27 protein-coding genes are annotated in these 26,082 nt (G+C 68.0%); 21 read left to right on the forward strand and 6 right to left on the reverse strand.

Translation table 11 applies throughout. The annotated features are described in order from the left end of the window. Positions 1-16 precede the first annotated feature (16 nt). Positions 17-1,207 carry a 4-hydroxybenzoate 3-monooxygenase gene (gene pobA, locus ACYP5B_RS02605; RefSeq protein WP_400093442.1) on the reverse strand — a complete coding sequence of 397 codons (1,191 nt, stop codon included), beginning with the start codon at positions 1,205-1,207 and terminating at the stop codon, positions 17-19. Positions 1,208-1,436: 229 nt separating this feature from the next. Continuing rightward, positions 1,437-1,616, reverse strand: a complete 180-nt coding sequence (locus tag ACYP5B_RS02610; protein ID WP_400093444.1) for a hypothetical protein — start codon at positions 1,614-1,616, stop codon at positions 1,437-1,439. A gap of 160 nt (positions 1,617-1,776) precedes the next feature. Between ACYP5B_RS02610 and ACYP5B_RS02615 the strand changes: the two genes are divergently transcribed. The 8 genes from ACYP5B_RS02615 to ACYP5B_RS02650 all read left to right on the forward strand — a co-directional run bounded on the left by ACYP5B_RS02615 (position 1,777) and on the right by ACYP5B_RS02650 (position 9,438). Then, a complete protein-coding gene (locus ACYP5B_RS02615; protein WP_459568446.1) occupies positions 1,777-2,712 on the forward strand; it encodes an aldo/keto reductase in 936 nt (311 codons plus the stop codon). A gap of 7 nt (positions 2,713-2,719) precedes the next feature. Beyond that, the gene (locus ACYP5B_RS02620) at positions 2,720-4,087 is read left to right on the forward strand and encodes an NTP/NDP exchange transporter (RefSeq protein WP_459568447.1); all 1,368 of its coding nucleotides are present in this window, start codon (positions 2,720-2,722) and stop codon (positions 4,085-4,087) included. 124 nt (positions 4,088-4,211) lie between these two features. Then, a complete protein-coding gene (locus ACYP5B_RS02625; protein ID WP_400093447.1) occupies positions 4,212-4,490 on the forward strand; it encodes a hypothetical protein in 279 nt (92 codons plus the stop codon). 124 nt (positions 4,491-4,614) lie between these two features. Continuing rightward, on the forward strand, positions 4,615-5,013 hold the full coding sequence (locus tag ACYP5B_RS02630) for a mechanosensitive ion channel protein MscS (protein ID WP_400093449.1): 399 nt from the start codon (positions 4,615-4,617) through the stop codon (positions 5,011-5,013). Positions 5,014-5,555: 542 nt separating this feature from the next. Continuing rightward, on the forward strand, positions 5,556-6,542 hold the full coding sequence (locus ACYP5B_RS02635) for a Bug family tripartite tricarboxylate transporter substrate binding protein (protein WP_400093450.1): 987 nt from the start codon (positions 5,556-5,558) through the stop codon (positions 6,540-6,542). Between the two features lie 41 nt (positions 6,543-6,583). After that, the gene (locus ACYP5B_RS02640; protein WP_459568448.1) at positions 6,584-7,936 is read left to right on the forward strand and encodes an acyclic terpene utilization AtuA family protein; all 1,353 of its coding nucleotides are present in this window, start codon (positions 6,584-6,586) and stop codon (positions 7,934-7,936) included. Between the two features lie 62 nt (positions 7,937-7,998). Then, positions 7,999-8,349 (forward strand): AtuA-related protein, encoded by a 351-nt coding sequence (locus tag ACYP5B_RS02645; protein WP_318234856.1) that lies wholly within the window; start codon positions 7,999-8,001, stop codon positions 8,347-8,349. A gap of 105 nt (positions 8,350-8,454) precedes the next feature. Then, on the forward strand, positions 8,455-9,438 hold the full coding sequence (locus tag ACYP5B_RS02650) for a bifunctional helix-turn-helix transcriptional regulator/GNAT family N-acetyltransferase (RefSeq protein WP_459568449.1): 984 nt from the start codon (positions 8,455-8,457) through the stop codon (positions 9,436-9,438). Positions 9,439-9,475: 37 nt separating this feature from the next. On the opposite strand, the gene ACYP5B_RS02655 is transcribed toward ACYP5B_RS02650, so the two are convergent. Next, positions 9,476-10,195 (reverse strand): flagellar brake protein, encoded by a 720-nt coding sequence (locus ACYP5B_RS02655; protein ID WP_459568451.1) that lies wholly within the window; start codon positions 10,193-10,195, stop codon positions 9,476-9,478. Positions 10,196-10,567: 372 nt separating this feature from the next. Between ACYP5B_RS02655 and ACYP5B_RS02660 the strand changes: the two genes are divergently transcribed. Both ACYP5B_RS02660 and ACYP5B_RS02665 read left to right on the forward strand, forming a co-directional pair. Continuing rightward, complete coding sequence (locus ACYP5B_RS02660) at positions 10,568-11,257, forward strand: flagellar brake protein (protein WP_400093458.1); 690 nt, start codon at positions 10,568-10,570, stop codon at positions 11,255-11,257. A 19-nt stretch (positions 11,258-11,276) separates the two neighbouring features. Then, positions 11,277-11,792: a hypothetical protein gene (locus ACYP5B_RS02665; protein WP_459568452.1), complete on the forward strand. Its 516-nt coding sequence runs from the start codon at positions 11,277-11,279 to the stop codon at positions 11,790-11,792. A gap of 24 nt (positions 11,793-11,816) precedes the next feature. Here ACYP5B_RS02665 and ACYP5B_RS02670 read toward each other — a convergent pair whose 3' ends face one another. Further along, positions 11,817-12,599 (reverse strand): IclR family transcriptional regulator, encoded by a 783-nt coding sequence (locus ACYP5B_RS02670; protein WP_459568454.1) that lies wholly within the window; start codon positions 12,597-12,599, stop codon positions 11,817-11,819. Between the two features lie 324 nt (positions 12,600-12,923). Here ACYP5B_RS02670 and ACYP5B_RS02675 point away from each other — a divergent pair, with 324 nt between their 5' ends. From ACYP5B_RS02675 to ACYP5B_RS02690, 4 genes are all read left to right on the forward strand, one after another. After that, complete coding sequence (locus ACYP5B_RS02675; RefSeq protein ID WP_318234851.1) at positions 12,924-14,030, forward strand: S-(hydroxymethyl)glutathione dehydrogenase/class III alcohol dehydrogenase; 1,107 nt, start codon at positions 12,924-12,926, stop codon at positions 14,028-14,030. A gap of 8 nt (positions 14,031-14,038) precedes the next feature. Then, positions 14,039-14,890 carry an S-formylglutathione hydrolase gene (gene fghA, locus ACYP5B_RS02680; RefSeq protein WP_459568456.1) on the forward strand — a complete coding sequence of 284 codons (852 nt, stop codon included), beginning with the start codon at positions 14,039-14,041 and terminating at the stop codon, positions 14,888-14,890. A gap of 271 nt (positions 14,891-15,161) precedes the next feature. Next, positions 15,162-15,530, forward strand: a complete 369-nt coding sequence (locus tag ACYP5B_RS02685; RefSeq protein ID WP_318234849.1) for a VOC family protein — start codon at positions 15,162-15,164, stop codon at positions 15,528-15,530. Positions 15,531-15,583: 53 nt separating this feature from the next. Continuing rightward, on the forward strand, positions 15,584-16,081 hold the full coding sequence (locus ACYP5B_RS02690) for a hypothetical protein (RefSeq protein WP_459568458.1): 498 nt from the start codon (positions 15,584-15,586) through the stop codon (positions 16,079-16,081). 8 nt (positions 16,082-16,089) lie between these two features. Here the strand turns inward: ACYP5B_RS02690 and ACYP5B_RS02695 are convergent, their stop codons facing one another. Beyond that, on the reverse strand, positions 16,090-17,088 hold the full coding sequence (locus ACYP5B_RS02695; RefSeq protein ID WP_400093464.1) for a GlxA family transcriptional regulator: 999 nt from the start codon (positions 17,086-17,088) through the stop codon (positions 16,090-16,092). A 227-nt stretch (positions 17,089-17,315) separates the two neighbouring features. On the opposite strand from ACYP5B_RS02695, the gene ACYP5B_RS02700 reads away from it, so the two are divergent. The 7 genes from ACYP5B_RS02700 (at position 17,316) to ACYP5B_RS02730 (ending at position 24,731) form a co-directional block, all read left to right on the forward strand. Then, entirely contained in the window at positions 17,316-18,380 is a 1,065-nt protein-coding gene (locus tag ACYP5B_RS02700) for an ABC transporter substrate-binding protein (protein WP_400093466.1), read from the forward strand. Continuing rightward, entirely contained in the window at positions 18,361-19,395 is a 1,035-nt protein-coding gene (locus ACYP5B_RS02705) for an ABC transporter permease (protein ID WP_318234846.1), read from the forward strand. Before ACYP5B_RS02700 ends, ACYP5B_RS02705 begins: the two co-directional genes overlap by 20 nt. Then, entirely contained in the window at positions 19,389-20,219 is an 831-nt protein-coding gene (locus ACYP5B_RS02710) for an ABC transporter ATP-binding protein (protein WP_400093469.1), read from the forward strand. The genes ACYP5B_RS02705 and ACYP5B_RS02710 overlap by 7 nt, the downstream gene beginning before the upstream one ends. Before the next feature lie 3 nt (positions 20,220-20,222). Next, the gene (locus ACYP5B_RS02715) at positions 20,223-21,155 is read left to right on the forward strand and encodes a substrate-binding periplasmic protein (RefSeq protein WP_459568459.1); all 933 of its coding nucleotides are present in this window, start codon (positions 20,223-20,225) and stop codon (positions 21,153-21,155) included. Positions 21,156-21,205: 50 nt separating this feature from the next. Then, complete coding sequence (locus ACYP5B_RS02720) at positions 21,206-22,522, forward strand: acyl-CoA dehydrogenase family protein (protein WP_459568460.1); 1,317 nt, start codon at positions 21,206-21,208, stop codon at positions 22,520-22,522. Positions 22,523-22,529: 7 nt separating this feature from the next. After that, positions 22,530-24,023 (forward strand): FAD/NAD(P)-binding protein, encoded by a 1,494-nt coding sequence (locus ACYP5B_RS02725; protein WP_459568461.1) that lies wholly within the window; start codon positions 22,530-22,532, stop codon positions 24,021-24,023. Positions 24,024-24,269: 246 nt separating this feature from the next. Then, entirely contained in the window at positions 24,270-24,731 is a 462-nt protein-coding gene (locus ACYP5B_RS02730) for a hypothetical protein (RefSeq protein ID WP_318234841.1), read from the forward strand. 263 nt (positions 24,732-24,994) lie between these two features. On the opposite strand, the gene ACYP5B_RS02735 is transcribed toward ACYP5B_RS02730, so the two are convergent. After that, positions 24,995-25,963 carry a Bug family tripartite tricarboxylate transporter substrate binding protein gene (locus ACYP5B_RS02735; RefSeq protein ID WP_318234840.1) on the reverse strand — a complete coding sequence of 323 codons (969 nt, stop codon included), beginning with the start codon at positions 25,961-25,963 and terminating at the stop codon, positions 24,995-24,997. Positions 25,964-26,082 lie beyond the last annotated feature (119 nt).

The raw sequence follows: 26,082 nt of genomic DNA on the forward strand, positions 1-26,082 counted from the left end.
CGGTCGAGGCGGGCACTCACGCGCCCTCGAAGGTGGCGAATGGCAGCCCGACATAGTTCTCCGCGAGGGTCGCTGCGGCGGCGGGCGAAGCGGTAACGTATTCAAGCTCGGCTTGCTGCAGCCGCGCCATGAACGGGGTCTGGTCGGGAAAACGATGCAGCAACGAGGTCATCCACCAGGAGAAATGCTCGGCGCGCCAGACCCGCCGCAGGCAAGTGGCGGAGTATGCAGCAAGCAGGTCGTCGCGGCGCTCACCATAGTGGGCGGCCAGTGCCCGCCCCAGCGTGCGCACGTCGGCCACGGCCAGGTTCATGCCCTTGGCGCCGGTGGGCGGCACGATATGGGCGGCGTCCCCGGCCAGGAACAACCGGCCATATTGCATGGGTTCCACCACGTGGCTGCGCATCGGCGTCACGCCCTTTTGCAGCACCGGGCCCTCGTTGAGCCGCCAGCCGTCGCCCGTCTCCAGGCGAGCGTGCAGTTCCTGCCAGATCCGCGCGTCGGGCCACTGGGCGAGATCCTCGTCGGGGCGGCATTGCAGGTAGAGCCGCGTGATCTGCGGCGAGCGCATCGAGAACAGCGCGAAGCCGCGCGCATGGCTGGCGTAGATCAGTTCCTGCGCGGCGGGCGCGGCCTCGGCCAGGATGCCCAGCCACGCAAACGGATAGGTCCGCTCAAACACCTGCAGCGCAGCCGGCGGAATCGCCCCGCGCGAGACGCCATGAAAACCATCGCAGCCTGCGATGAAGTCGCAATGCAGCGTGTGGCGCCTGGCGCCGTGCGCAAACGTGACGCTGGGCTTGCCGCCGTCGATGCCATGCAAGGCCACGCCGCCGACCTCGAACAAGATGGGCGCGCCATCCGCCAGGCGCGCGGCGATCAGGTCCTTGACCACTTCGTGCTGGCCGTACACGGTAATGGCGCGGCCGCCGGTTGGGCCGGACAGATCGATGTGGTGGCGGACCCCGTCGTACAGCAGGTCGATGCCATGGTGGCGCAGGCCCTGGCGCTGCAGGCGCTCGCCCACGCCGGATGCCACCAGCAGGTCGACCGTCCCCTGCTCCAGCACGCCAGCCCGGATGCGTCCTTCCACGTGCTGGCGGCTGCAGTCCTCGATGACCACGGCATCGACGCCGGCGCGGTGCAGCAGATGGCCCAGCAGCAAGCCTGCCGGCCCGGCGCCGATGATCGCGACCTGGGTGCGCATCCTGGTCTCCCGCCTCCCGTTTTCGTTGCCCGCCTGGCCGCCCGGATGGGCCGTGGCGGCAGCGCCCGGCCTCTGATGCTGGGCATTGTCAGACGCGCCACTTCATTTTGCAATCGGGGGTTCTTGCGATACGGCGCGTACGGCTGCCGGGACTGCGGCAACGCTCAGGGCGGGAGGATCGCCACGTACGCCAGGCCCCGCCAACCCGGCGGCCACCAGCAGCGTGCCGTTACGCGTGGGCGTGAAGGCGGGCACCATGACCGGCTCCGCTGGCACCGTCGCGCCGGCGCTGGCCTTGCGCGGCAGGGCGGGGAACCGCCGCGTGCTTGCCCAGGCGGCCGCCCAGCGCCCAGTACACGTGCACGCCAGCTAGCAGCAGATAGATGCAGGTAACCGCAAGTGCGACCATGGCGGCAGGATTCCTATCTGTGATCTGTGAGAAGATGACCCGGTTCGGGTCCACCAGCTTAAGCCAGCCACGCGGCGCCCTGCCGGGCAGTGACGAAATGCCGCACCGCTTGCCGCGGCTTGGGCAGCGAGGATCCGAGCCCTTCCGCAAGGAGATCGCCATGTCATCTGACCGACGCCGCTTCCTTGGCGGCAGCGCATGCCTCGCCGCCGCACTCGGCATGGCCTGCGGCGCCTTGCCCGCCGGCGCGCTCGCGGCGCTGGCCGCACCTGGCCCGTTGCGCCGCCCGCTGCCCGGCGGCCACGAAACCCTGCCGGTGATCGGCATGGGCACGGCCAACACCTTCAACGTAGGAACCGAGCGCGCCGAACGCGCCCCGCTGGCCGAGGTCCTGGCCCTGCTGCTGCAAACCCCCGGCTCGGTGATCGACACCGCGCCCAGCTACGGCAGCGCGCAAAGCGTCACCGGCGACCTGCTGAAAGACGCCAATGCCCGCGGCAAGGTCTTCCTGGCCACCAAGATCTCCACCTCCGCCGGCAGTTCGGCGCAGGCGCAATGGGCACAGTCGCTGCGCGACCTGCATAGCGATACCGTGGATCTGCTACAGGTCCACAACCTGATCGACTGGCGCGACAACCTGCGCTTTGCGCGCCAGTTGAAGGATCAGGGCAAGACGCGCTATGTCGGCATCACCCACTATCGCGAGGACGCGCACGAAGCGTTGGCGCAGATCGTGCGCAGCGAACGCCTGGATTTTGTGCAACTGAACTACTCCCTGGCCGAGCGCAATGCCGAGCGCACGCTGCTGCCGCTGTGCCAGGAGCGCGGCGTCGCCGTGCTGGTCAATCGCCCGTTCCAGGACGGACGCCTGTTCCGCGCCTTCAAGGACCGGCCGCTGCCGCCCTGGGCCGGCGAGATCGACAGTGCGTCATGGGCCCAGATCTTCCTGAAATTCATCGTCAGCCACCCCGCGGTGACGGCGGCGATCCCCGCCACCTCCAAGCCCCGCAACATGCAGGACAATCTCGGCGCGGGCCTTGGCCGCATGCCCGATGCCCGCCAGCGCGAGCGCATTGCCGCGCTGCTGGCTGCCTGAGCCCATCATGGCAAACCCCACGAACCCCACGAACACCACGCAGGCCACCCGGCACGGGCTTGGCATCCAGCCCGGCGAAGGCGGCGCCGTCGTGGCCGGGTTCCTGTTCTTCTTCTGCCTGTTCGCCAGCTACTTCATGCTGCGCCCGGTGCGGGAAACCATGGGCATTGCCGGCGGCGTGCAAAACCTGCAATGGCTGTTTACCGCCACCTTCGTGGTCATGCTGGTGGCCATCCCGTTCTATGGCTTGTGCAGCGCGCGGCTGCCCCGCCGGCGTTTCGTGCCCTGGGTCTATGCGTTCTTTATCGCCAACCTGCTGGGTTTTGCGGTGGCCACGCGTGGCGCGCCGGACAGCATCTGGCTGGCGCGGGTGTTCTACGTCTGGCTGTCGGTCTTCAACCTGTTCGTGGTGTCGGTGGCGTGGAGCCTGATGGCGGATGTGTTCCGTCCCGGCCAGGCGCGCCGGGTGTTCGGCCTGCTGGCCGCCGGGGCCAGCGCGGGCGGCCTGGCCGGCCCGCTGCTAGGGGGCTGGCTGGTGACGCGCATCGGCCTGACCGGGCTGATGGTGCTGTCGGCCGCGCTGCTGGCGGCCACGCTGCCCGGCGTGGGCTACTTGTTTGGCTGGCGCAAGCGCGCCGGCGCGGGCGTGCCGGTGGCGGACGATCCGGTGCCGGTGCAGGACCCGGCCCACCCCATCGGGGGCGGGCTCTGGGCGGGGCTTACGCTGGTGGCGCGGTCGCGCTACCTGCTTGGCATCAGCCTGTTCGTGATCCTGCTGGCCACGGCCAGCACCTTTCTCTACTTCGAGCAGGCCAGGCTGGTAGCGCAGACCTTCCCCAGCCGCACGCAGCAGACCCAGGTGTTCAGCGCCATCGACGCCATCGTGCAGGCGCTGACCATCCTGGTGCAGGTGTTCCTGTCGGGGCGCATCGCCCGGCGCTATGGCGTGACCTCCCTGCTCACGGCGGTGCCGCTGGCGGTGGCGGCGGGCTTCCTGGTGCTGGCGCTGTGGCCGGCATTCGGCGTGCTGGCCGGCGTGATGATCCTGCGCCGCGTTGGGGAATACGCCTTGCTGCGCCCAGGGCGGGAGATGTTGTTTACCGTGGTGGATGCCGAGACCAAGTACAAGGCCAAGAATGTGATTGACACCGCGGTCTATCGCGCCGGCGATGCCGTCAGTGCCTGGATCAAGACCGCCATCGATGGGCTTTCCGGCCACCCGGCCGTGGTGGCGCTCACCGGCGCCGTGCTGGCGCTGGGATGGGCCTGGCTGGGATGGTGGCTTGGCCGGCAGCATGAAGGCCAGGCCGGGACCGCGCCGTCGGTGTCCCGCGCTGGCATGGCGCCGGTGCCGCGCGATCGCAGCGGCGCCTGAGCCGGCTTGTTGCTGCAGCGGCGACAAACACGATACGCGAATCAGGCTTTGTCCTACACTGCATCCGCCGTCGCAGTGCGGATAATTGTGACTGTTGTGACGGATTATTTTTTGAGGAGTCTCGATGAAACCCGGAATAACAAGCCTCAAGGCAGCCGCGCTGGCTGCCGCCCTTGCCCTTGGCGGCATCGCCCACGCCCAGCTTGCGCCGCCCCAGCCGCAGCAGCCACAGGGCGAGCGGGCCACGAGAACGCCCATGCCGGCCCAGCCGGCGCGGCACAAGAAGCATAAGCACAAGCACCATCACAAGAAGGCGCCGCCCCAGGCCGCCCCGGGCGCCGACGCTGCGCCGCCTCCTCCGGCCCCGCAATCGCCCCCACCGCCGCCGCGCCCCGCCCCCTGACCGGCGTGCTCACGGTGACATTGGCGTTACATCTGCTAACCGCGCCAATATATTCCGCAGACGCCTGACCCCTAAGATGACGTCATGGCCAGCCGCCCTCGCTGGCCGTCTCAAGGAGTCAGTCATGCGCAACACCCATCGTGCCACCCGCGTCATCGGCGCGGGCCTCATCGCCGCCGCGCTGCTGGCCGCAGGACCTGCCTCGGCACGCGACCGCTACCACGATGGCGGCTACCATGGCGGTGGCGGTTCGGCCGGCGCGGTAGCGCTGGCCATCGGCGCCTTGGTCGGGCTGGCAGTCGTCGGTACCGCCATGGCCAGCCAGCCGGTCGTCGTAGCCGCGCCGCCCCAGCCGGCATATGGCCCCCCGCCGGGATACTGCTATCGGGATTACGATCGCGCGTACGTGCCATGCGGGCCGCAGCCGGCGCCTTATTACTATCAGCAGGCGCCGCAGCCGCAATACCAGGGGTATCAGGGATACCAGGGGTACCAGGGGTACCAGGGGTATCAAGGGTACTGAGCGCGGCTACTGGCAAGCACCGCCCTAGTCCCCCATCGTTACCATCCGCCGGATCGCCTGCCCGGTGCGTAGCCGGTCGAAGCCTTCATTGATGTCTTCGAGCCGGAGCGTGCCGGTCAGCAAACGGTCCACCGGCAGCTTGCCCTGGCGGTACAGCGCGATCTACGCGCGAGGCGCCCGCCGCCAGCGCGCCCGGCACGGCCGACAAACCCACGCCGCCGTCCCCACCACCGCCACGCCCCATGCGTACCTGCGCGGTATTGACCACCGCGCCCGGGCCCGTCATCACCGCGCAGCCCAACCGCGCGGCCAGCTCCATCGGCAGCTCGCGCGGCACCACCGGGACCAGGGCCGCAGAGCCACTTGGCGACGCATCGAATTTTCACTCAATGAAAATTCATAGCCTTTGTTTGACCTGCAAACCGGCTCATGCATAAGATCATCCACAAAAGATTTCATTAAACGAAATGCTGCGGCGCACCCGCGCACACGGCACAACCACCGGGCACTGCCGCCAAGGCGGCGCCTGCGAGGAGACAACGATGCACCGACGCGCCACCCTCCGCCTGGCCGCCATGGCCTGCGCCGCCCTGTGCGCCCAGCTTGCGCTGCCGGCACGGGCAGTGGACAACTACCCCGCCAAGCCGCTGCGGCTGGTGGTGCCCTTCACCCCCGGTGGCACCACCGACATCCTCGCGCGCCTGGTGGCGCAGAAGCTGGGCGAGGCGCTGGGACAAACCGTGGTGGTGGACAACCGGCCCGGCGCGGGCGGCAACATCGGCGCAGATGCCGTGGCCAAGGCCGCGCCGGACGGCTACACGCTGCTGATGGGCACGCTCGGCACCCAGGTCACCAACCAGTTCATCTACGCGCGCATGCCATACGACTCGGCCAAGGACTTCGCGCCGGTGACGCTGGTTGCCAACTCGCCCAATGTGTTGCTGACCAATGCCACGCTGCCGGTCAAATCCGTGGCCGAGCTGATCGCGCTGGCCAAGCAGCGGCCGGGCGGCCTCAACTACGCCTCCACCAGTACCGGCGGCTCGCCGCACCTGTCCGGCGAGTTGCTCGACAGCATGGCCGGCGTGAAGATGCAGCACGTGCCGTACAAGGGCGCGGCGCCCGCGATGACCGACCTGCTGGCGGGCCAGGTCAACCTTATGTACGACAACCTGCCCTCGGCGCTGGCGCAAATCCAGGCCGGCAAGGTGCGCGCGCTGGCGGTGACCAGCCCGCAGCGCTCGCCGATCCTGCCGGATGTGCCCACCGTGGCGGAATCCGGCCTGCCCGGCTACGTGGTGAACTCATGGTTCGGCCTCCTGGCCCCGGCCGGCACGCCGCCCGCGCTGGTGGCGCGCCTGCAGCAAACCGTGGCCAGGATCCTGGCCACGCCCGAGGTCAAGCAGCGCATCGAGCAGCTTGGCGCGGTGCCCGGCGGCGAATCCCCCGCCGCCTTCGCCGCCGTGATTCGCGCCGATACCGAGAAATGGTCGCGCGTGATCAAAAGCGCAGGCATCCAGGCCCAGTAACCCCAAGACGCCACGCAAGACAACAAACCAAGGATCCCGTCATGGCAGCAAAGACCCTCCGTATCGGCTCGGGCTCCGGCTGGTGGGGCGACCGCGTCGAACCCGCGGCGCTGAGCGCGCAGCACGGCAAGCTCGATTTCCTCTGCTTCGAGACCATGGCCGAGGCCACCGTCAGCGCCGCGCAGGTGCGAAAGCGCCGCGACCCCGCCTTCGAAGGCTACGACACCTACCTCGATGAACGCATGCGCGCCGTGCTGCCGCACTGCATCGCCAACGGCACGCGCATCGTCAGCAACCAGGGCTGGATCAATCCGCTGGGCGCTGCGCGGCGCATCGCCCGGCTGTGCGAGGAGATCGGCCTGGCCGGCGTGAAGATCGCGGCCATCACCACCACAGACCTGACCAGCTCCATCTGCGACCAGCCCCTGGAAATCCTGGAAACCGGCGCGCCCATCGCCACCCTGCGCGACTCGCTGATCTCGGCCGAGCCGTATGAGGGCGCGGAGCCGATCGTGCGCGCGCTGGAAGCCGGCGCGCAGATCGTGGTGACGGGCCGCGTGGCCGATCCCTCGTTGTTTCTCGCACCGATGATGCATGCGTTCGGATGGAAAACTGAAGACACCGAACTGCTCGCGCGCGGCAGCGCCATCGGCCATTTGCTGGAATGCGGCGCACAGGTGACCGGCGGCTATTTTGGCGATCCGGGCTACAAGGACGTGCCCGAGCCGTGGAACCTGGCCTTCCCGATTGCCGAGGTGGACGCGAGCGGCACGGCCGTGATTTCCAAGGTGGCCGGCACCGGTGGCCGCATCGACCTGCAAACGGTCAAGGAGCAGATGTTCTACGAGGTGCACGACCCGCGACGCTACATCACGCCGGACGTGGTGGTGGACTTCACCACGGCGCAACTGGAGCAGCTTGCGCCCGACCAGGTCCGCGTGAGCGGCATCAGCGGATCGCCGCGCACGCCCACGCTCAAGGTATCGCTGGGCTGCACGGAGGGCTTTATCGGCGAGGACATGTTCTTCTACGCCGGCCCCGGCTGCCTGGAAAAGGCGCGGCTGGCCAAGACCATCCTTGAGCACCGGTTCCAGCTGGCCGCGCTGGACGCGCAGGCGCTGCGCATCGACTTCCTCGGCGTCAACGCCATCCACGGCGAGGCCTCGCCGGCGCCGTCCTGCGAGCCCAACGAGATCGCGGTGCGCGTGGCCGCGCGCACCCTCACCCGCGCCGAAGCCGCCAAGGTCGGCCGCGAGATCGACAGCATGGCCGTGTGCGGGCTCGCCTCCACCGGCAAGCGCGTACCGCACCAGGAGCGCACGCGCGAGATCATCGGCGTGTGGTCGGCCCTGGTGCCGCGCGTGCAGATCAGGTCCGAGATCCACTTCCTTTGATCCCCTTTCTTGGATCCGCTTTCTTGGATCCACTCCTTTTGATTCGCTGCGAGGCACATGACATGAAAGTTCTGCTACGGCGCGTGGCGCATACCCGTTCCGGCGACAAGGGCGATATCTCGAATACCTCGGTCATCGCCTACGACGCCGCGTTCTACCCGTATCTCAAGGCGCAGCTCACCGCCCAAGCCTTCAAGACCCTGTATGGCGGCGTGGTCACCGGCAAGGTCGAGCGCTTCGAAGCCGACGGGTTGCAGGTGCTCAACTTCGTCGCGCATGGCGCGCTCGGCGGCGGGGTCTCGCGCAGCCTGGCGCTCGACAATTATGGCAAGGCGCTGGCCAGCGCGGTGCTGCGGTTCGAGGTGGAGGTGCCCGAGGCATTGGCGCCGTTGCTGCGGGGTCCGGTGCAATAGCTGCTGCTTAGCTGCTTAGCTGCCGTTTTCGCCTCTTTTCGGCTTCCTTGAAAAGTTTGCGGTTCGCAACTAATATGGTTGCGATCCGCAACCAATGGAGCCACCATGGATATCGTCGAGTCCCTGCCCGAGTCGCGTGACGACACCATCGCCGCGCTCAGGGTGTTCTCCAGAAAGCTGGTCCGCGAGCTTGGCTTTATGCGGACCACCCTGGCCGATAGCCAGTTGGCGCCCTCCGCGGTGCACGCCATCATCGAGATCGGGCTGGCACCGGGGCTGCAGGCGCGCGACCTGGCCAGCATCCTGCGCCTGGACAAGTCCAACACCAGCAGGCAGCTCGCCAAGCTCGAAGCGTTAGGGCTGGTGGTTCGCACCGCTGCCAATGAAGACGGCCGCTCGTCCCACCTGTACCTGACCGAGGCAGGCACCCGCTTGCACCACCAGATTGATGGTTTTGCCACGGAACAGGTCTCCAGCGCATTGCGGCGGCTGACCCCGGCCGACCAGCAATTGCTGGTGCGCTCCCTGGCGATCTATGCGGATGCGCTCGCAGCCGACAACGCGCAAATAACAACTGCGGACGATGCCGACGCGCACAGCGGGATACAGGAAGGCTATCGGCCGGGGTGCATCGGCGACATCGCCAGCCTGCATGCCCGCTTCTATTCGCAACTGGCAGGCTTCGGCAGCTTCTTCGAGCACAAGGTGGCCACCGAGCTCGCCAGCTTCGCCACCAGCCTTCCTTCGCCCCACAAGCAATTGTGGCTATGCCTGGAGGGCGGCCGGTCGCTGGCCAGCATCGCCATCGATGGCGACCCGGCCACCGGGCTCGCGCACCTGCGCTGGTTTATCGTCGACAACGCCTTGCGGGGCACCGGCATCGGACGCCAATTGCTGGAACGCGCGCTGGCCTTCGCGGACGCCCGTTTCGAGCAAACCTACCTGTGGACATTCAAGGGGCTCGATGCCGCGCGCCATCTCTATGAGTCCCATGGCTTTCAACTTGCGGAGGAGGCACCAGGCCAGCAATGGGGGGCTGCGGTGACAGAGCAGCGCTTTGTGCGCAATGCCGGCAAGGGGCCATCTTGATGTGCGGCAAGGGCCGCGGCCATGCTCAGCCGCCTGTTCACTCGCGGCCAGCCAGCTCCAAGGCAAACACCACGCGCTGCAGCCACTTTTCGGTCTGGACATCAACGCGGCCAAAGTAGCAGCCAAAATGATGGTGGGCCTCATCGCCGCGCCAGGTCTTTCGATGCCGCACCACCTGCAGCGCCAGGTTCAGCGCGCCCAGTTCGCCAAAATCCAGCTGGCATTGCGGGATTCGCGTACCGACCGGCAAACGATCCGGGCCAACTCGCATGGAGCGCAAGCCCACGCCGGACACCGACACGTCAGCCACTTCCATTTCCACAAGCTGGCCGTCGCTTAACAGAAGCTGGCAACGAAAGTTCTTGTCCTCCTGCGGGCGGACGCGGAAATGCCTGCGGCGCGGGACTTGGTAGATCCCGGTGGGGTACGGGGCGAGAAATGCCGGTCCGCCATCAAAACGGGTGACGGCGGCGCAAGCGATGCGGAACTGGAACGTGATGTCGCCCATCGATGCCGAAGCCGCCATATCGCTGGCGTTCAGGATCGCCTCCAGCTCCACGCCATTGCGGCACCAGGCGAGCACGCAGGTGCCTTTGGATGGGTCGATAAACAGAAAGCTCGAGGCCACCCGGCACTGCTGCGCAGGATGGAGATGGAGTCGGATGCGCTTGCGCACCAGATCCTGGAGGATCTCAAGTACCTGGCCCGGATCGCTGATCCGCTCGATATCGCCGTTTGCCGCCAATGGAAGCGGCAAGGACGTGCCTATGGCTGTCGAGGCCATGGTAGTGGTGCCGGGTGGCCCGGGAAAACTGCGGCGCTAGCGCTACGATTCATTGCAACTAACTCATTTTAGGTATTGGATCGGACGACGCACCACGCGTCCAGCTTCGAGGCTGCATGCTCGGCTTCGTAGCTTTCGTTTTTCGTTGCATGGCGACGGTTCTAACGGCATCGCCGAACGGGTTCTTGAGGCGTCTCCCTCTTTCCCGCCAATTTCTTGGCACTACCATGCGGGTCATCCTCTCGCGCGCCCGGATTAAAGATCCGCATATTCCTGCCGTTAGGCAACGTTTGGCGGCCATGCTTGCGGTCGCCCTTCGCCTTCGCCTGCCAGCCAGACCAACCCATGCACACATTTGATCCCGCTTCGATTCGCCCGCCGTCACCGGATGGGTTCCAGCACGCGCTTGAGGACGAGATCCGCGAGATGCTTGACGTGCTGGCCACGCAGGAGCGCTACCTTGACTTGCGCTTGCCGGACGGGCGCACCCTGCGCTCGCGGGTGTTGTTCGTGGATGCGGCAGCGCGCCTGTTTACGCTTGAGGGATGCGAGAGCGAGCCTGACAATCAGGCGATACTGGCCAGCGCGCAGAGCGAGCTTTCGACTGTGCTCGATGATGTATCGGTCACGCTTGCCCTCGGCGCCCCGCAGCGCTGCGTATTCGCCGGCGCCCCCGCATTCGCCGTGCCGTTCCCGCAGAGGCTGTCGCAGGTGCAGCGCCGGCGGGACTACCGGGCGGAGACGCTGGATTTCAAGTACACGTTCAAGACCGGGCTGCCTGACGGCAGCGCGCTCATCCTGGACATTGCCGACCTGTCGACTTCCGGCGTGGGATTGCGATCGCGCGCACCGGATGCAACTGCGCTGGCCGTCGGAACGGTGCTCCCCAAAGGCATCCTCAGCTTCGGCACGCTGGCCAGGCTCGAGGTAGGTGTTCGCGTGGTTCGTTACCAGCTGGTGAACACAGGCGCTGATGTGGTACACCACTACGGCTGCGAATTCGTCGCGTTCGATCAAGCTGCCCTGCTCGCCTGATCCGCCCTTGGAGTCATACATGTCCCACCCGCATCGCGCCATTGGCGCCCTGCTGCTTTCGATGTTCTCGCTGACGGCAACGGCCCGCGACTCGCTTTGCATGAAGGACGAACAGGTTGCCTTCTCCTGCACGGTCAAGGGCAACAAGCTTGTGTCGCTGTGTGCTTCGCCGGATCTCTCCAAGACCAAGGGGTATGTGCAGTACCGCTTCGGAAAAAAGGGCGCCGTCGAGCTGGCGTATCCGAAACTCACGGAGGATCCGCGCAAGCACTTCCGGTGGGGTGTCACGGCATACTCCGGCGGCGGCACCGATTACTTCAGGTTCTCCAACGGCGGCTACGACTATGTGGTCTATGCCGGCAGCGGCAAGGGCTGGGAGAAGGAGGGGCTGGTCGTGGAGAAAGACCAAAAGCGCATCGCCAGCCTGCCTTGTCGTGATGGCGGCCTGGGCCCGGACAATTGGGCGGTGATGTATTCCGCAGGCTTGCCGGAACTGGACCAGAGCAAGCCGACGGAACAGTTCGACATGCCTTGAGGGCGCGACCGGCCTGGATACTCGCTACTCGCCTAGCGCCCGGCGCGCCCACGCACTAGTGATGCGCCGCGCCTCCTCCTTTAGCCTGCGCGCCATCTTCGCCTCGCGAAACAAGATCCGCTCGCTCAGCGCCGCCACGCTCAACGCGCCCAGCGGGCGGCCTTCGTAGTCAAGCAACGGCACGGCGATGCCACCCATCTTGTCGACCACCCAATCCAGGAACAAGGCATAGCCGCGCGCGCGGGCGGCCTCGATCTGCTCGCCGATCACCTCGGGCGTGAGGCGCGGGTAACGCGCGCGCTGCACCTTGCCAAGCCTGGCCCGCGCAGCGCGCTCGGCTTCCGGCATCCAGGCCAGCACCGCCAGGCTGCCTGCGCCCACCCCGAGCGGGCGGCGTGTGCCGATCTCGACATAGTTGGCGCGGATCGGGAAGGTGCCCAGCTCGATATCCGCCACCACCGATTCGCCCCGGCTCGCCAGGGTGAGCACGGCGGTATCCTCGAACTCCTCCACCAGCCGCTCCAGGCTCGGCCGCGCCAGCGCGCGCAGGTCGACCCGGCGCTGGGCCACGTCGGCCAGCTGGAAGATCTCCGGCCCGATGCCAAAGCGCCGGCTGGCATCGCGGGTCACGAAGCCCTCCGCCACCAGCAGCTCCAGCAAGCGCGACGCGGTGGCCGGGTCCAGCCCGGTGGCGCGCGCCACGTCGGACAGGCGGCGCACTTGCGGGTCGGACAGGGCACGCAGGATCCAGAGGGCGCGTTGTACTGGCGAGGCGCGAGATGCCGCAGGCTCCTGGACGGCGTTCATGCACTTACCCGGGAGCGAGCGGGCGAGGCGGGAAGGCAATATGGCGAGTGCATTGGCATGTGCTGCAGCGCATGGGTAGAACCGGCATTTAAGCCGCAGCCACCGGCCGGGTCAACCGCCCCGGCCAGCCACCCCACGTTTTTGGCCAAACTGGTGGCGCCCAGGGCCAAATCCGCCGCTTCGGGCGTCCATGGCCAACCGGATCGACGTATAGTCTCTGCTGACGAAAGACGCCGCGCCAGGGCTCGCTCCGCGCGGTGCTGACTTACGTCCCCAGACATCGAGCCGGCACCCGAGCTGCCTGCCATCACCAAGGACAACATCATGAAGACCAAAGCCGCCATCGCCTGGAAAGCCGGTGCCCCGCTGACCGTGGAAGACGTGGACCTGGACGGCCCGCGCGCTGGCGAGGTGCTGGTGGAGATCAAGGCCACTGGTATTTGCCATACCGACTATTACACGCTGTCGGGCGCCGACCCGGAAGGCATCTTCCCGGCCATTCTCGGCCATGAAGGCGCCGGCATCGTCACCGACGTGGGCCCGGGCGTGACCTCGCTCAAGCCGGGCGACCACGTGATTCCCCTCTACACGCCGGAATGCCGCCAGTGCAAGTTCTGCCTGTCGCGCAAGACCAACCTTTGCCAAGCGATTCGCTCGACCCAGGGCAAGGGCCTGATGCCTGACGGCACCTCGCGCTTTTCCATCGACGGCAAGCCGATCTTCCATTACATGGGCACGTCCACCTTCGCCAACCACATCGTGGTGCCGGAGATCGCGCTGGCCAAGATCCGCCCGGACGCGCCGTTCGACAAGGTTTGCTACATCGGCTGCGGCGTGACCACCGGGGTAGGCGCGGTGCTGTTTACCGCCAAGGTGGAAGCCGGTGCGAACGTGGTGGTGTTCGGCCTCGGTGGCATTGGCCTGAACGTGATCCAGGCGGCCAAGATGGTGGGCGCCGACAAGATCATCGGCGTGGACCTGAACCCGGGCCGCGAAGCCATGGCGCGCAAGTTCGGCATGACGCATTTCATCAATCCGAACGATGTCGAGAACGTGGTGGATCATATCGTGCAGCTGACCGATGGCGGCGCCGATTACTCGTTCGAGTGCATCGGCAACACCAAGGTCATGCGCCAGGCGCTGGAGTGCTGCCACAAGGGCTGGGGCAAGTCGATCATCATCGGCGTGGCCGAGGCCGGCGCGGAAATCTCCACCCGTCCGTTCCAGCTGGTGACCGGGCGCGAATGGAAGGGTTCGGCCTTCGGCGGCGCGCGCGGCCGCACCGATGTGCCCAAAATCGTCGACTGGTACATGGAAGGCAAGCTCAACATCGACGACCTGATCACCCACACCCTGCCGCTGGAGCGCATCAACGAGGGCTTCGACCTGATGAAGCGCGGCGAGTCGATCCGCTCGGTCGTGCTGTACTGAGGCCGGCCATGCTCGAACTCCTCTCCGAGCACGGCTGCTTCGGCGGCGTGCAGCGCTTCTATCGCCATGCATCGGCCACCATCGGCCTGCCGATGCGCTTCTCGGTGTTCCTGCCGGCGCAGGCATTGGTCCAGCCCGAACAGCGCCTGCCCGCGCTGTTCTACCTGGCCGGCCTGACCTGCACGGAAGAGACCTTCATGATCAAGGCCGGCGCGCAGCGCTATGCCGCCGAGCACGGCCTGATCCTGGTGGCGCCGGATACCAGCCCACGCGACACCGGCATTGCCGGCGAGGCCGAGTCGTGGGCTTTCGGCGTGGGGGCGGGCTTTTACCTGGACGCCACGCAGGCGCCGTGGAGCCAGCACTGGCGCATGGAAAGCTACGTGGCGCAGGAGCTGTTCGACCTGGTCACCACGGCGCTGCCCGCGGATCCGCAGCGCGTCGGGGTCTTTGGCCACTCCATGGGCGGGCATGGGGCCCTGGTGCTGGCGCAGCGTCACCCCGGGCGATTCGGTTCGGTATCGGCGTTTGCGCCAATCGCGGCGCCCACGCGTTGCCCCTGGGGCGAGAAGGCGTTTAGCCGCTACCTGGGCGAGGATCGCGCCAGCTGGGAGCAATACGATGCCTCGGCGCTGATGGCGCGCCAGGCAAAGGCGCCCTTCCCGCGCGGCATCCTGGTCGACCAGGGCCTCGCCGACAAATTCCTCGCCGAGCAGCTGTATCCCGAGGCGTTCGAGGCAGCGTGCGCCGCCGTTGGGCAGCCGCTGATGCTGCGCCGGCACGAGGGCTACGACCACGGCTACTACTTCATCTCGACCTTGATGGAGAACCATATCCGGCATCACGCAGCGCAGCTCTGAACCGCGCCGCTGGCGAGGGGGCACGGCAGGGGGCCGGCCCCCCGCACGCCATAGCCATGACCGCCAGCAGACGACGCCCATCCTGGCGAGTGCCGACAAGCTATACTTCCGTGTGATCTACACACGGCGCGGCGCCGATGGCACCGTGCTGAGCCAACACGACAATGTCTGGATCGTGACGCGCGTGCAGCAGCGCTGGGGCATTGCCCTGCGTTCCTACTAAAGCCAGCCAAAGCCACCGGCATGGGCCAGGCTTGATGACACCGACACCATGAGCAACCTGACCGCCATCGAACTCAAGGCCTTCGTGCCCGCCCGGGACTTCGCGCTCTCCAAGCAGTTCTACCAGGACCTGGGTTTCGTCATGCCGTGGAGCGACGACAGCCTGGCCTACCTGCACTGCGGGTCATGCAGCTTCATGCTGCAGAATTTCTACGTGCAGGACCTGGCCGAAAACCTGATGATGCACCTGCTGGTGGAGGACGTGGAGGCCTGGTGGGATAAGGTCAATGCGCAGGACCTCGCGGGGCGCTACGGCGTGCGGCTGGTACCGCCGCAGGACCAGGCCTGGAAGATGCGGGACTTCGTGCTGCTGGATCCGTCAGGGGTGCTGTGGCGTATCGGGCAGAACCTGGCGTAAGGCCATCTCGCTTGGGCACGTGGCGCCGCTTGGTAATACGTTGAAACAAGCCGGTGAACACTGAAACGGAATCGGCTTGGCGCCGCGTTGCCCGCCGGCAGGCCACGCTGCTAGCATCCGCCGGGATTGTGACAACCCCGGCGACCACCCCGAAGGACATCACGAAGGACATCACGATGATCCTCAGCGCCCGTACTTCCCGCCTGATTCCCGTGGCGGCCACGTTATGGCTGGCATCCGCCGCCTTTGCGCAGGGCTCGCCCGCCGGCGGCGACGAAGCCATGAACGCGATCCAGAGCAATTTCGCGCGCATGACGCCTTCGCCGCGCACGGTGGACAGCATCAACCAGGAGCTGCGGCAGAACCATGCCGCGCCGATGGGCGCCAGCGGGCGTGGCGTTGGCCGCGGCCGGGGTCGCCAGCGCTCGCAGGACAGCACCCAGAATGGCACGGCCGGCACCGCCGCGGATACGCCGCCGGCCAGCCCGGATCCGGGCCTTCACGCTAACGCCCCCTCGACTGCCGGGGCAACCGCTCCGGCCAGCCAGTAGCGCTCGCTTTATGCCTGCGCGGCCCCAAAACGCTCGCGGTATTCACGGGGCGTGATGCCCAACTGGCGCAGGAACGCGCGCCGCAGCCCTTCGTCCGAACCGAAGCCTGTGCGCGCCGCAACGGCCTTGAGCGGCAGTTCTCCCTGCTCAAGCAGCCGCCGCGCCCCTTCTATGCGTGCCGACTCGATAAACGCCATCGGGCTGGTACCCGCCTCCCGCGCAAACACCCGCCGGAAATTGCGCTCGCTCATCGCCACCCGCCCCGCCATTTCCTCCAGCGTGAAATCGTGCGCCAGGTCGGACAGGATCCAGTCCTGCACCCCGCGAATGCCGGCATGGCTGGTCGCCTGGCTGGCCAGGTGCAGGCTGTACTGCGATTGCCCCCCTGGGCGCTTGAGGTAGACCACCAGCTCACGCGCCAGGTATAGGGCCAGTTCCCGCCCGAGATCCTCCTCCACCACGGCCAGCGCCAGGTCAATGCCCGCGGTCACCCCGGCGGACGTCCACAGGTTGCCCTGGCGGATAAAGATGGCATCCGCATCCACCTCCACGGCCGGAAAGCGCTGGCGCAGCAGCGTGGCCACGCTCCAGTGCGTGGTGGCGCGGCGCCCGTCCAGCACGCCCGCCGCCGCCAGGAAGAAGGTGCCCGAACACAGCGCAATCAGCCGCCCGATGCGTGGCGCCACCGCGCGCGCCCACGGCACGATGCCTTGCGCCTCCCCCATGGCCCGCTCGATGTCGCGCGCGCCGACGATCACTGCGATATCGGGCAGCAGCACCGTATCGAGCCGAGCCGTGGCCTCCAGCGTCATCAGCGTGTCCGAGCGCACCGGGCCAGCCTCCAGCGCCACCACCCGCGTGACATAGGCTGGCGGCTGCCCGAGCTGGGCCAGCCGCACATTGGCGTAGTCGAACACCGTCAGCGGGCCGATCGCCTCCATGGCCTTGAAGCCGGGGTACACCACGATATCCACCCGCCTTGGGGCGGAGACTGCCTGCGCTTGCATTGATCTGACCGGAGCACAAAGCGGCGATCTTAACCCAGCGGGCCATCCGCCACCGTGCGGGCACAAGCATATGCAGCGGCCGCATTAGTCGCTGGACGTGCAAGCTTGTGCCAACAAATTCGTTCTGTTGCAGTGAACCTGTTCTTAGCATGGTGCATATCGTCCACATCCCACCACATCGGGCATGCCGGACATCCAAGACCTACAGCAGCCCAACGAGGAGTGTCATGCATCAAGAGCCAGAGCAGCCGCCCGCCGACCATCTTCCCGTCTCCGCGGACACCCCGCGCAGCACCGGCACCCTGAGCCGCCGCGGCTGGCTCCAGGCAGCCGGCACGCTGGCCGTGGCCAGTGGCGTCGCGCCCTTTATCTGGACGTCCCGGGCTAGCGCCGCGGGGCAGCTCAAGCCGATCAAGCTGGCCTGGAACGCCAGCGGCGTGTGCCTGGCGCCGGTCGCCGCGGCCGTGAAGGAAGGCATCTTCCGCAATCATGGGCTGGAGGTGGAGCTGATCAACTTCGGCGGCTCCACCGACCAGTTGCTGGAAGCCATCGCCACCAAGAAGGCGGACGCGGGCGTGGGCATGGCGCTGCGCTGGCTCAAGCCGCTCGAGCAAGGCTTCGATGTGAAGCTGACCGCCGCCACCCACGGCGGCTGCATGCGGCTGCTCACCCTGCGCAACTCCGGCGTGACCGACCTGAAGAGCCTCAAGGGCAAGACGGTCGCGGTCAGCGACATGGCCAGCCCGGCCAAGAACTTCTTCTCCATCCTGCTGGCCAAGCGCGGCATCGACCCGGTGCGCGACGTGCAGTGGCGCCAATACCCGGCGGACCTGCTCGGCATTGCACTGGAAAAGGGCGAGGCCCAGGCCGCCGCCGATGGCGATCCGCGCACCTACCTGCTGCGCAAGGAGCGTGGCCTGGTCGAGGTGGCCACCAACCTGTCCGATGAATACGCCAACCGCTCCTGCTGCGTGCTGGGCATTCGCGGCAGCCTGCTGCGCGAGGACAAGCCGGCGGCCGCCGCGCTCACGCATGCGGTGCTGCAGGCGCAGGACTGGACGGTAGCCCACCCGGAGGAAACCGCCCGGCATTTTGCCGAGTTCGCCAAGGTGCCGCAGGCCGATGTGGTGGCCATGCTCAAGAGCCATACCCACGGCCATCATCCGGTCGGCGCGGACCTGAAGAAGGAACTGGCGCAATACACCGACGAGCTCAAGCTGGTGTCGGTCATCCGGCCGGGCACCGATTCCAACAAGTTCGCGGAGCGCATCTATGCCAACGTTCTCGGCTGAAGGACAACGCGGCGCGCATGGCGTACATGATGGGCAGGATGATTTCCTGGCCGCGCCCGCACCCGCCGTGCCGCGCGTCTGGCTGGGTGGCGCGCTGGCCGCGGCGGCCTGGCTGAGCGTGGCGGCCATCGTCAAGTTCTGGCCGGAGCCGGAGGACTGGCCGCTGACCCATGAGACCGCCTCGCTGTTCGCGGGCATTGCCGCCGTGCTGCTGGTGCTGGCGTTCGTGCAGCACCGGCTGGGCGGCATTGGCGCCTCGTTGCGCCGCGCGGGGCCATGGCTGCTGGTGCTGGCAGTGCTGACGTTTATCTGGGAAGTGGTGACCGCCAAGCTCGGGCTGCTGCCGCGCCCTTTCTTCGCGCCACCGCAGGCGCTTGTCGAAGTCTTTGTCGAGGACCATGCGCGGCTGGCAGAGGCGGTGGCACATTCGCTGCGACTGCTGGCCACCGGCTACCTGCTTGGCGCGCTGGCGGGCTTCCTGACTGGCGTGTCCATCGGCTGGTCGACCCGCGCGGGCTACTGGGTCCATCCGGTGCTGCGCCTGCTGGGGCCGCTGCCGGCCACGGCCTGGCTGCCGATCGTGTTCTTCGCCTTTCCCAGCAGCGCCAGCGCCGCCACCTTCCTGGTGGCGCTGGCCACGTGGTTCCCCGTCACGGTGCTGACCTGGTCCGGTGTGGCGGCGGTCGACCCGGCGTACTACGACGTGGCGCGCACGCTCGGTGCCAAGGAGCGGTTCCTGGTGCTCAAGGTGGCGGTGCCCGCGGCGCTGCCGAGCGTGTTCGTCGGCTTGTTCATGGGCCTTGGCGCGTCGTTCTCGGTGCTGGTGGTGGCCGAGATGCTTGGCGTCAAGTCCGGGCTGGGGTGGTACCTGCAGTGGGCCCAGGGCTGGGCCGCCTACGCCAGCATGTACGGCGCGCTGCTGGTCATGGCGATCCTCTTCTCGGGGCTCATCACACTGCTGTTCCGCTCGCGGGATCGCCTGCTGGCATGGCAAAAAGGAGTGGTCAAATGGTAAGCGCCGTGCTCGACAAACCCGCCCAGGCCCAGCCGGCGCAAGCCGCCACCGACCGGGCCGCCGCCAGCAACGGCGTGCGCCTGGCGATCGACCAGGTGAGCCACCATTTCACGCTGCGCGACCAGGTGCTGCCAGTGCTCAGCCGCGTCAGCCTGACGGCCGAGCCGGGCGAGTTCGTGGCCCTGCTCGGCCCCAGCGGCTGCGGCAAGTCCACCCTGCTGCGGCTGGTGGCCGGGCTGGAGCCGCCACGGCGCGGCACGCTGGCGGTGGATGGCGTGCCGATCGGCGGGCCCGACCCCAGCCGGGTGGTGGTGTTCCAGGACCCCACGCTGTACCCGTGGCGCACCGTATGGGACAACGCCGCGCTTGGCCTGGAGGCGCGCGGCTTGCTCAGCAGCCAGCGCGAGCGGGTGGACGATGCGCTGGCGCGCGTCGGCCTGACCGAGTTCGCGCGGGCCTATCCGCGCCAGTTGTCCGGCGGCATGGCGCAACGCGCCGCGCTGGCGCGCGCGCTGGTCAACGAGCCGCGCTTGCTGATCCTCGACGAACCGCTGGGCAAGCTCGACTCCCTCACGCGCCTGAGCATGCAGGGCGAGCTGGTCTCGCTATGGCAGCGCTCGCGCTTTACCGCGCTGCTGGTCACGCACGACGTGGAGGAAGCGCTGCTGCTGGCCACGCGCGTGATCGTGTTCAGCGAGCGCCCTGCCCGCATCACGGCGGAAATCAAGATCGATCGCGATTACCCGCGTCACCGCGACGATCCCGAGCTGATCCGGCTGCGCCGCGAGATCCTGGGCCTGCTGGGGCTGGGCCAGGGATGGTAAGCCATGCCCGATGAACTCTGGCATCTGAATGGCACATGGTGGCTGGGGCCGCATCCGGTGGCCCCAGGCAATCCAGGCAGCGCCTTGCCCCGCACCGCGCCGGCTGCGCGTCGCGCGGCGGCCGCCATTGGGCTGGCCGCTAGCGTAATCGCCGTGCCGCTCTGGCTGTTCACGGGCGCGCCCTGGCAAGCGCAACCGGCCGAGCCTGGCCCTCTGCTCCTGCAGGCCCAGGCGCGCGGCGAGCTGGTGGTGGGTGTGCACGCCTATCCCCGTCCCACGCCACCGGGCCGGCCCCTGATAGCGGAGCCCGACCCGGGCGAGGCCGCACTAGCCGCCGAACTCGGCCGCGCCATGGGCGTGCCGGTGAGGCTACGCCATCTGCCGGCAGCGGGATTTGGCAACAACGCCCAAGCCGATATCGACCTTGCCTTCGGCGCGCCGCAGGACACCGGACATCCGCGCGCAGCCGCCGTGCCGGCACCGCGCACGCCGCGCGGCACCTTGCTGACGCTGCGCTACACGCCGGTCAGCCGGCTCGATGCCCTCAACGGCAAGACGGCCTGCGTGAGCGCGGGCAGCCCTTTTCAACCCGCCCTGGCCCGCGCCGGCGCCGCGCTGCGCAGCTATCCCTCGCCGCTGCAGGCGCTGCTGGCGTTTCGCCGCGGCGAGTGCGCGGCGGTAGCGGAAGACGCCGCGCTGATCGCGCGCGTGATGCGCTTGCCTGAATGGCGTTTCTTTACCGCGGCGCCGCTGGTGCTCGACGGCGAGGGCGCAGCGCTGACGCTGCGCCAGCCTGACGTGCAATCCGCCCGCTACCTGGCGCAATGGCTGGCGCGCTGGCAGCGCGACGGGCGCCTTGCGCGGCTGCGCGACGCAGCTGCCGGCGACGCCGCTTTCAACATGATGCTGGTGGAAAGCGGGCTGATTTGCCATTAAGCACCCGCCACCCAAAGCCAAAGACAAAACAGCACACGACAGGAGCAACCATGAGTCTGCAGTCCGCCGGCACCACCAGCCGGCAGCGGATTTCCGAGTGGCATCGCGAGAGCGGCTTTGCGTCAGCAGGTCCGGCCTCGGCCCCGCCACCGCCCGACGCGGCTCGCGCAGCGCCCGTCCTCCCCTGCGACGAAGCACTGCGCGCATTGTCCGGGCGCTTCGCCGCGCGCGCCGCCGCCCATGACCGCGATGGCACCTTCGCCTTCGAGAACATCGCCGAGCTCCACCAGCTTGGCCTGCTCGCCCTCACCGTGCCGCGCGCGCTTGGCGGTGCCGGGGCGGGACTAGCCGAGGCCCGCCGCATCGTCCATCACGTTGCCGCCGCAGATCCGTCCACCGCGCTGGTGCTGGTGATGCAGATCCTTGGCCACCGCAACCTGGCCCAAGACACGCAATGGCCGGCGGCGGTGCGGGAGCAGGTGCAGCGCAGCGCGGTGGAACAAGGCGCGCTGATCAACTCGCTGCGCGTGGAGCCCGAGCTGGGGTCTCCCGCGCGCGGCGGCCTGCCGGCCACGGTGGCGCGCCGCCGCGGCGACGGCTGGCTGCTGTCCGGCCACAAGATCTACGCCACCGGCATCCCAGCCCTGAGCTGGCTGGCCGTGTGGGGGCGCACCGATGAGCCGGTCCCGCGCACTGGCGTGTTCCTGGTGCCGCGCGACGCGCCCGGCATCACCGTGGTGCCCACCTGGGACCACCTCGGCATGCGCGCCACCGGCAGCCACGACGTGGTCTTCGACAACACGCCGCTGCCCGCCGCCTACGCGGTCGACCTGCGCCTGCCCGCGGCGTGGGCGGAGCGCTACGACCCGGCCTGGGCCGTGTGGACGTCGACCCTGCTCGGCACGCTCTATGACGCCGTGGCGCGCAGCGCCCGCGACTGGTTCGTGGCCTGGCTCAACCTGCGCGCCCCCGGCAGCCTGGGCGCGCCGCTGGCCACCCTGCCGCGCTTCCAGGAGGCGGTGGGCCGCATCGACGGCTGGCTGCTGGCCAACCGCTTCCTGCTGGAGCGCTTCAGCGCGGATGCCGATGCCGGCGCGCCGGCCAGCGCCACCGACAGCAACCTGCTCAAGCTCAACGTGACCGACAACGCCATCGCCGCCGTCGAGCTCGCGCTCAGGCACGCCGGCAACCCCGCCCTGTCGCGCGGCAACCCGCTTGAGCGCCACTACCGCAACGTGCTCTGCAGCCGCATCCACACACCGCAAAACGACGCGATCCTGGTCGGCGCCGGCGCGCACGCCCTGCGTGCGGCGGCCGAAACGACAACAAGTGCCGCGGCAACCAGCCCGTCTTGCACCCACGCCTGAGGCCATCATGACCCGACCCCATTCCCAGCCGCGCCGCATCGCCATCGTAGGCGGCGGCATGGCCGGCACCCTGACCGCCATCCGCCTGCTGCGCGACAGCAGCGCCCCTCTTGCCATCCACCTGTTCGAGCCGCGCGCCGAACCGGGGCGCGGCCTGGCCTACAGCACGCAGGACTCGGCGCACTACCTGAACGGGCCAGCGCTGAACTTCAGCCTCTACCCCGAGGCGCTGGAGGATTTCTCGCAGTGGCTGGTGCGCCACGGGCATGCCGGCGCCGCCGAGGCCGACAACGCCTTCGCCCCGCGCAGCGTCTACGGCGACTACCTGCAAGACACCCTGGCGCGCGCACTGGACAGCGCCGCCGGACGCGCCACGCTGGAACATGTGCGCACGGAGATCACCGACGTGACCATCGGCGTGCCGCACCGCGTGCGCAGCGCCGACGGCCGCGCATGGGAAGCCGACCACATCGTGCTGGCCACCGGCGTGCAGCAGGCACAGCCAGCGCTGGCACAAGACGACACACTGGAAACCGTCGGCCGCTACATCCCGGATCCCTGGCAACCCGATGCACTGGCCCGGCTCGCAAGCGCACGCGAAATTGCCCTGATCGGCACCAGCCTGACCATGCTCGACGTGGTTGCCACGCTGGAACGGCTCGGCTTCACCGGCACCTACCACGCGTTCTCGCGGCGCGCGCTGGTGCCCTGGCTGCGCCACAACGCCGGCCCCTGCGACGATTTCCTCGCCGCCGCCGGGCCCGAGGCTCTGGCCGCACCCACCGCCCGCGACGTGGTGCGACGGGTGCGCCGGCAACGCGACAAGCTGGCCGCCCAGGGCCTCGACTGGCAAAGCGTGCCGCCCGCGCTGCGCACCTACATCGGCCCGCTGTGGGCAGCCGCCAGCGTGCCGGAGCGCCAACGCTTCCTGCGCCATGTGCGCCCCTTCTGGGACAACCTGCTGCATCGCGCGGCACCGCCCACGCACGCAGTCTTCGAGGCGGTGCGCACGCAGGGCCGCCTGCATGTGCACGCCGCCCGCGTCACCGCGCTCGAAGCCGTGGGCAGCAGGAATGAAGCGAATGACGCCAACGGTTGGCAATGCGGCCCCACAGGCAAAGCGGAGAAACACGTCCGGGTGGCTCTGCACCTCTCCCGCGAACTACCAGCCCCTGCCACGGTGGACGCAGCCATCAACTGCACCGGGGCGGAATACGGCTGGCACGCCGGCAACACCCGGCCGCTGGTGCGCAGCCTGCTGGCACGCGGCCTGGTGCGCCCCGCCGCAGCCGGCTCCGGCCTGGACGGCGATGCGCAAGGCAATGTGTTCGACCGGGGCGGACGCACGGTTCCTGGCCTGAGCGCACTGGGCGCTCCACTGCGCGGGGCGCTGTGGGAGTCCGGCACCATCATCGACGTGCGCAACCAGGCGGCAGCGCTGGCGGCGCGGCTGGTGGAGGAACTCGGACTAACGGCCGAGTTCGAGGCGCAGGCAGCCTAGCAGCCTGGTATCCGGCCAAAGGGAACGCGCAGCCTGAAACCGGCAACGCTTGCCAAGCGCACCCGCCGTTGGCATATAATCTGGTCCGGGCGCCGGCAGGGCGCCCGCTCCCGCAAAAGCCAGCGCACCTGCCTGCCCGTACCGCACGGCGCCGAGCGATCCAGCCCGGCACCGCCAGTTCGTTGCAAGAACCACACCGTTGACCTTTTTTGCCGCCGCGGGAAACGGCATTGCAAAGGACATGACATGTGGCTCACAACGCTCAACACGCCAACCCGCCTTCCCAATAGCGACTTCCTGCGCCGCCATGCACGCAGGCTGCTGCGCCAGCTCCACGCCGAACAAGCCATGCAGGCGCTACCGGTAATCCGGCGCATCCACCGCGCGCAGGTACGCACGCACAGCATCGCGGAACTCTACCGGCTGCGCCACACCCTGCAGCTCAAGCACTGCCTGCAACTGCTGGCGGCCGAACTGGGCTACACCAGCTGGTCCGCATGCAAACGCGACATCGACGGGCGGCCCGCCAGGGTACTGGACCGCTACCGCCTCGACCTCGGACATTTCGGCGACTACCAGCAACTCTGGTTCGCCGACCGGCAAGGCGCCCAGGCATGGCAAGCGTCCAACGGCGGTTACGTGGTCACGTATGGCGAACAAGCGGCGGTACTGCTGACGGGCAACGCCATGCCGGCAATGCGTGACTGACCGGGGGGGAGAACTACGGCCGGGCCGAAGGCCCTGAGAAATAGAGGTAACAGGGGATTCCTGCTGGCCCTGGAATGGGCCGGCGCAATTTTTCATCTTCCATGCGTCACCTCATCCGCACGTAGTTCCAGATCTTGTAGATGCTGAATCCCTCTTCGACGGCGAGCATTCCGGGCGCCTGCGATGGACAACGGCCTAACAAGCGCCCGCCCTCTCCCCCAAGCACCTCCCAGACAGGGGCGCGAGACGACGCAGATCCAGCACTAATCGAGGTGAATCCCGTTGGCAACGATGACGGGCTTCCACCGCGCGCGCTCATCCCGCAGCAGCGCAGCGAACGCCTGCGGCGAGGTGCCGACGACTTCCATCATCTGCTGCGCCAGCAATTTCTCCGTGGCAGGGTCCTTCAGCACCGCGCCGATCTCGCGATAGAGCCGGTCGACGATGGCCCCGGGCGTGCCGGCCGGCGCCACCACCCCGATCCAGGCGCCCGCATCCACATCGGTGAGGCCCTGTTCGCGCAGTGTGGGAATCGATGGCAACAAAGCGGACCGCCTTGCGGTGGTCACGCCAAGCGCGCGTAGCTTGCCCGACTGGATGAACGGCTTCACCGCGAGCGCCGGCAGGCAGGCCATGTCGACCTCGCCGGACACCACCGCCATGACCGCCTGGCTGGATCCGGCATAAGGCACGTGGACAATCTGGGTGCCGCTGCGCGTCGCCACCAGTTCCATGGTGAGGTGCGAGAGCGAACCGTTGCCGATGGAGGCGTAGTTGCCTTTGCCCGGCCGCTTCTTGAGGTCGGCAATCAGCTCGCTCAGGTTGGTTGCCGGCAGATCGCTGCGGACCACCAGCAAGCTGGGCTGGTTGACCGCGACAGTGACAGGGATCAGGTCGCGCTCGGGGTTGTAAGGCATCTTCTTGTAAAGCAGCGCATTGTTAGCCAGCGGCCCGACTGCGCTTACCCCGATCGTGTAGCCATCCGGCGCCGCCTTGGCGACCGCGTCCGTGCCGATCATGCCGGCGCCGCCGGCCTTGTTCTCCACCACGACCGGCTGGCCAAGCCGTTTTCGCAGGCCCTCTGCGAGTATCCGCGCCAGGGTATCGGGCGTGGACGCGGGCGCGAACGGGGCGATCAGCTTGATCGGTTTGGTGGGCCAGTTGTCCTGGGCAAAGGCGGTACCGATCATGGCGGCGAGCGCCGCCAGCAAGAGCAGCAATGGCTTTCTCATGTTGTGTCTCCTTTATCTTTTTGGGTTCATCCGACTTTCGTGTGGGTCAGCGCAGCCGGATGTAGGTTGAGACCACCGCAGTGGAAGTAGACGGCGATCTTGAAGTGGTCCGGATTGCG

The sequence above is a fragment of the Cupriavidus sp. 8B genome, assembly GCF_054589115.1.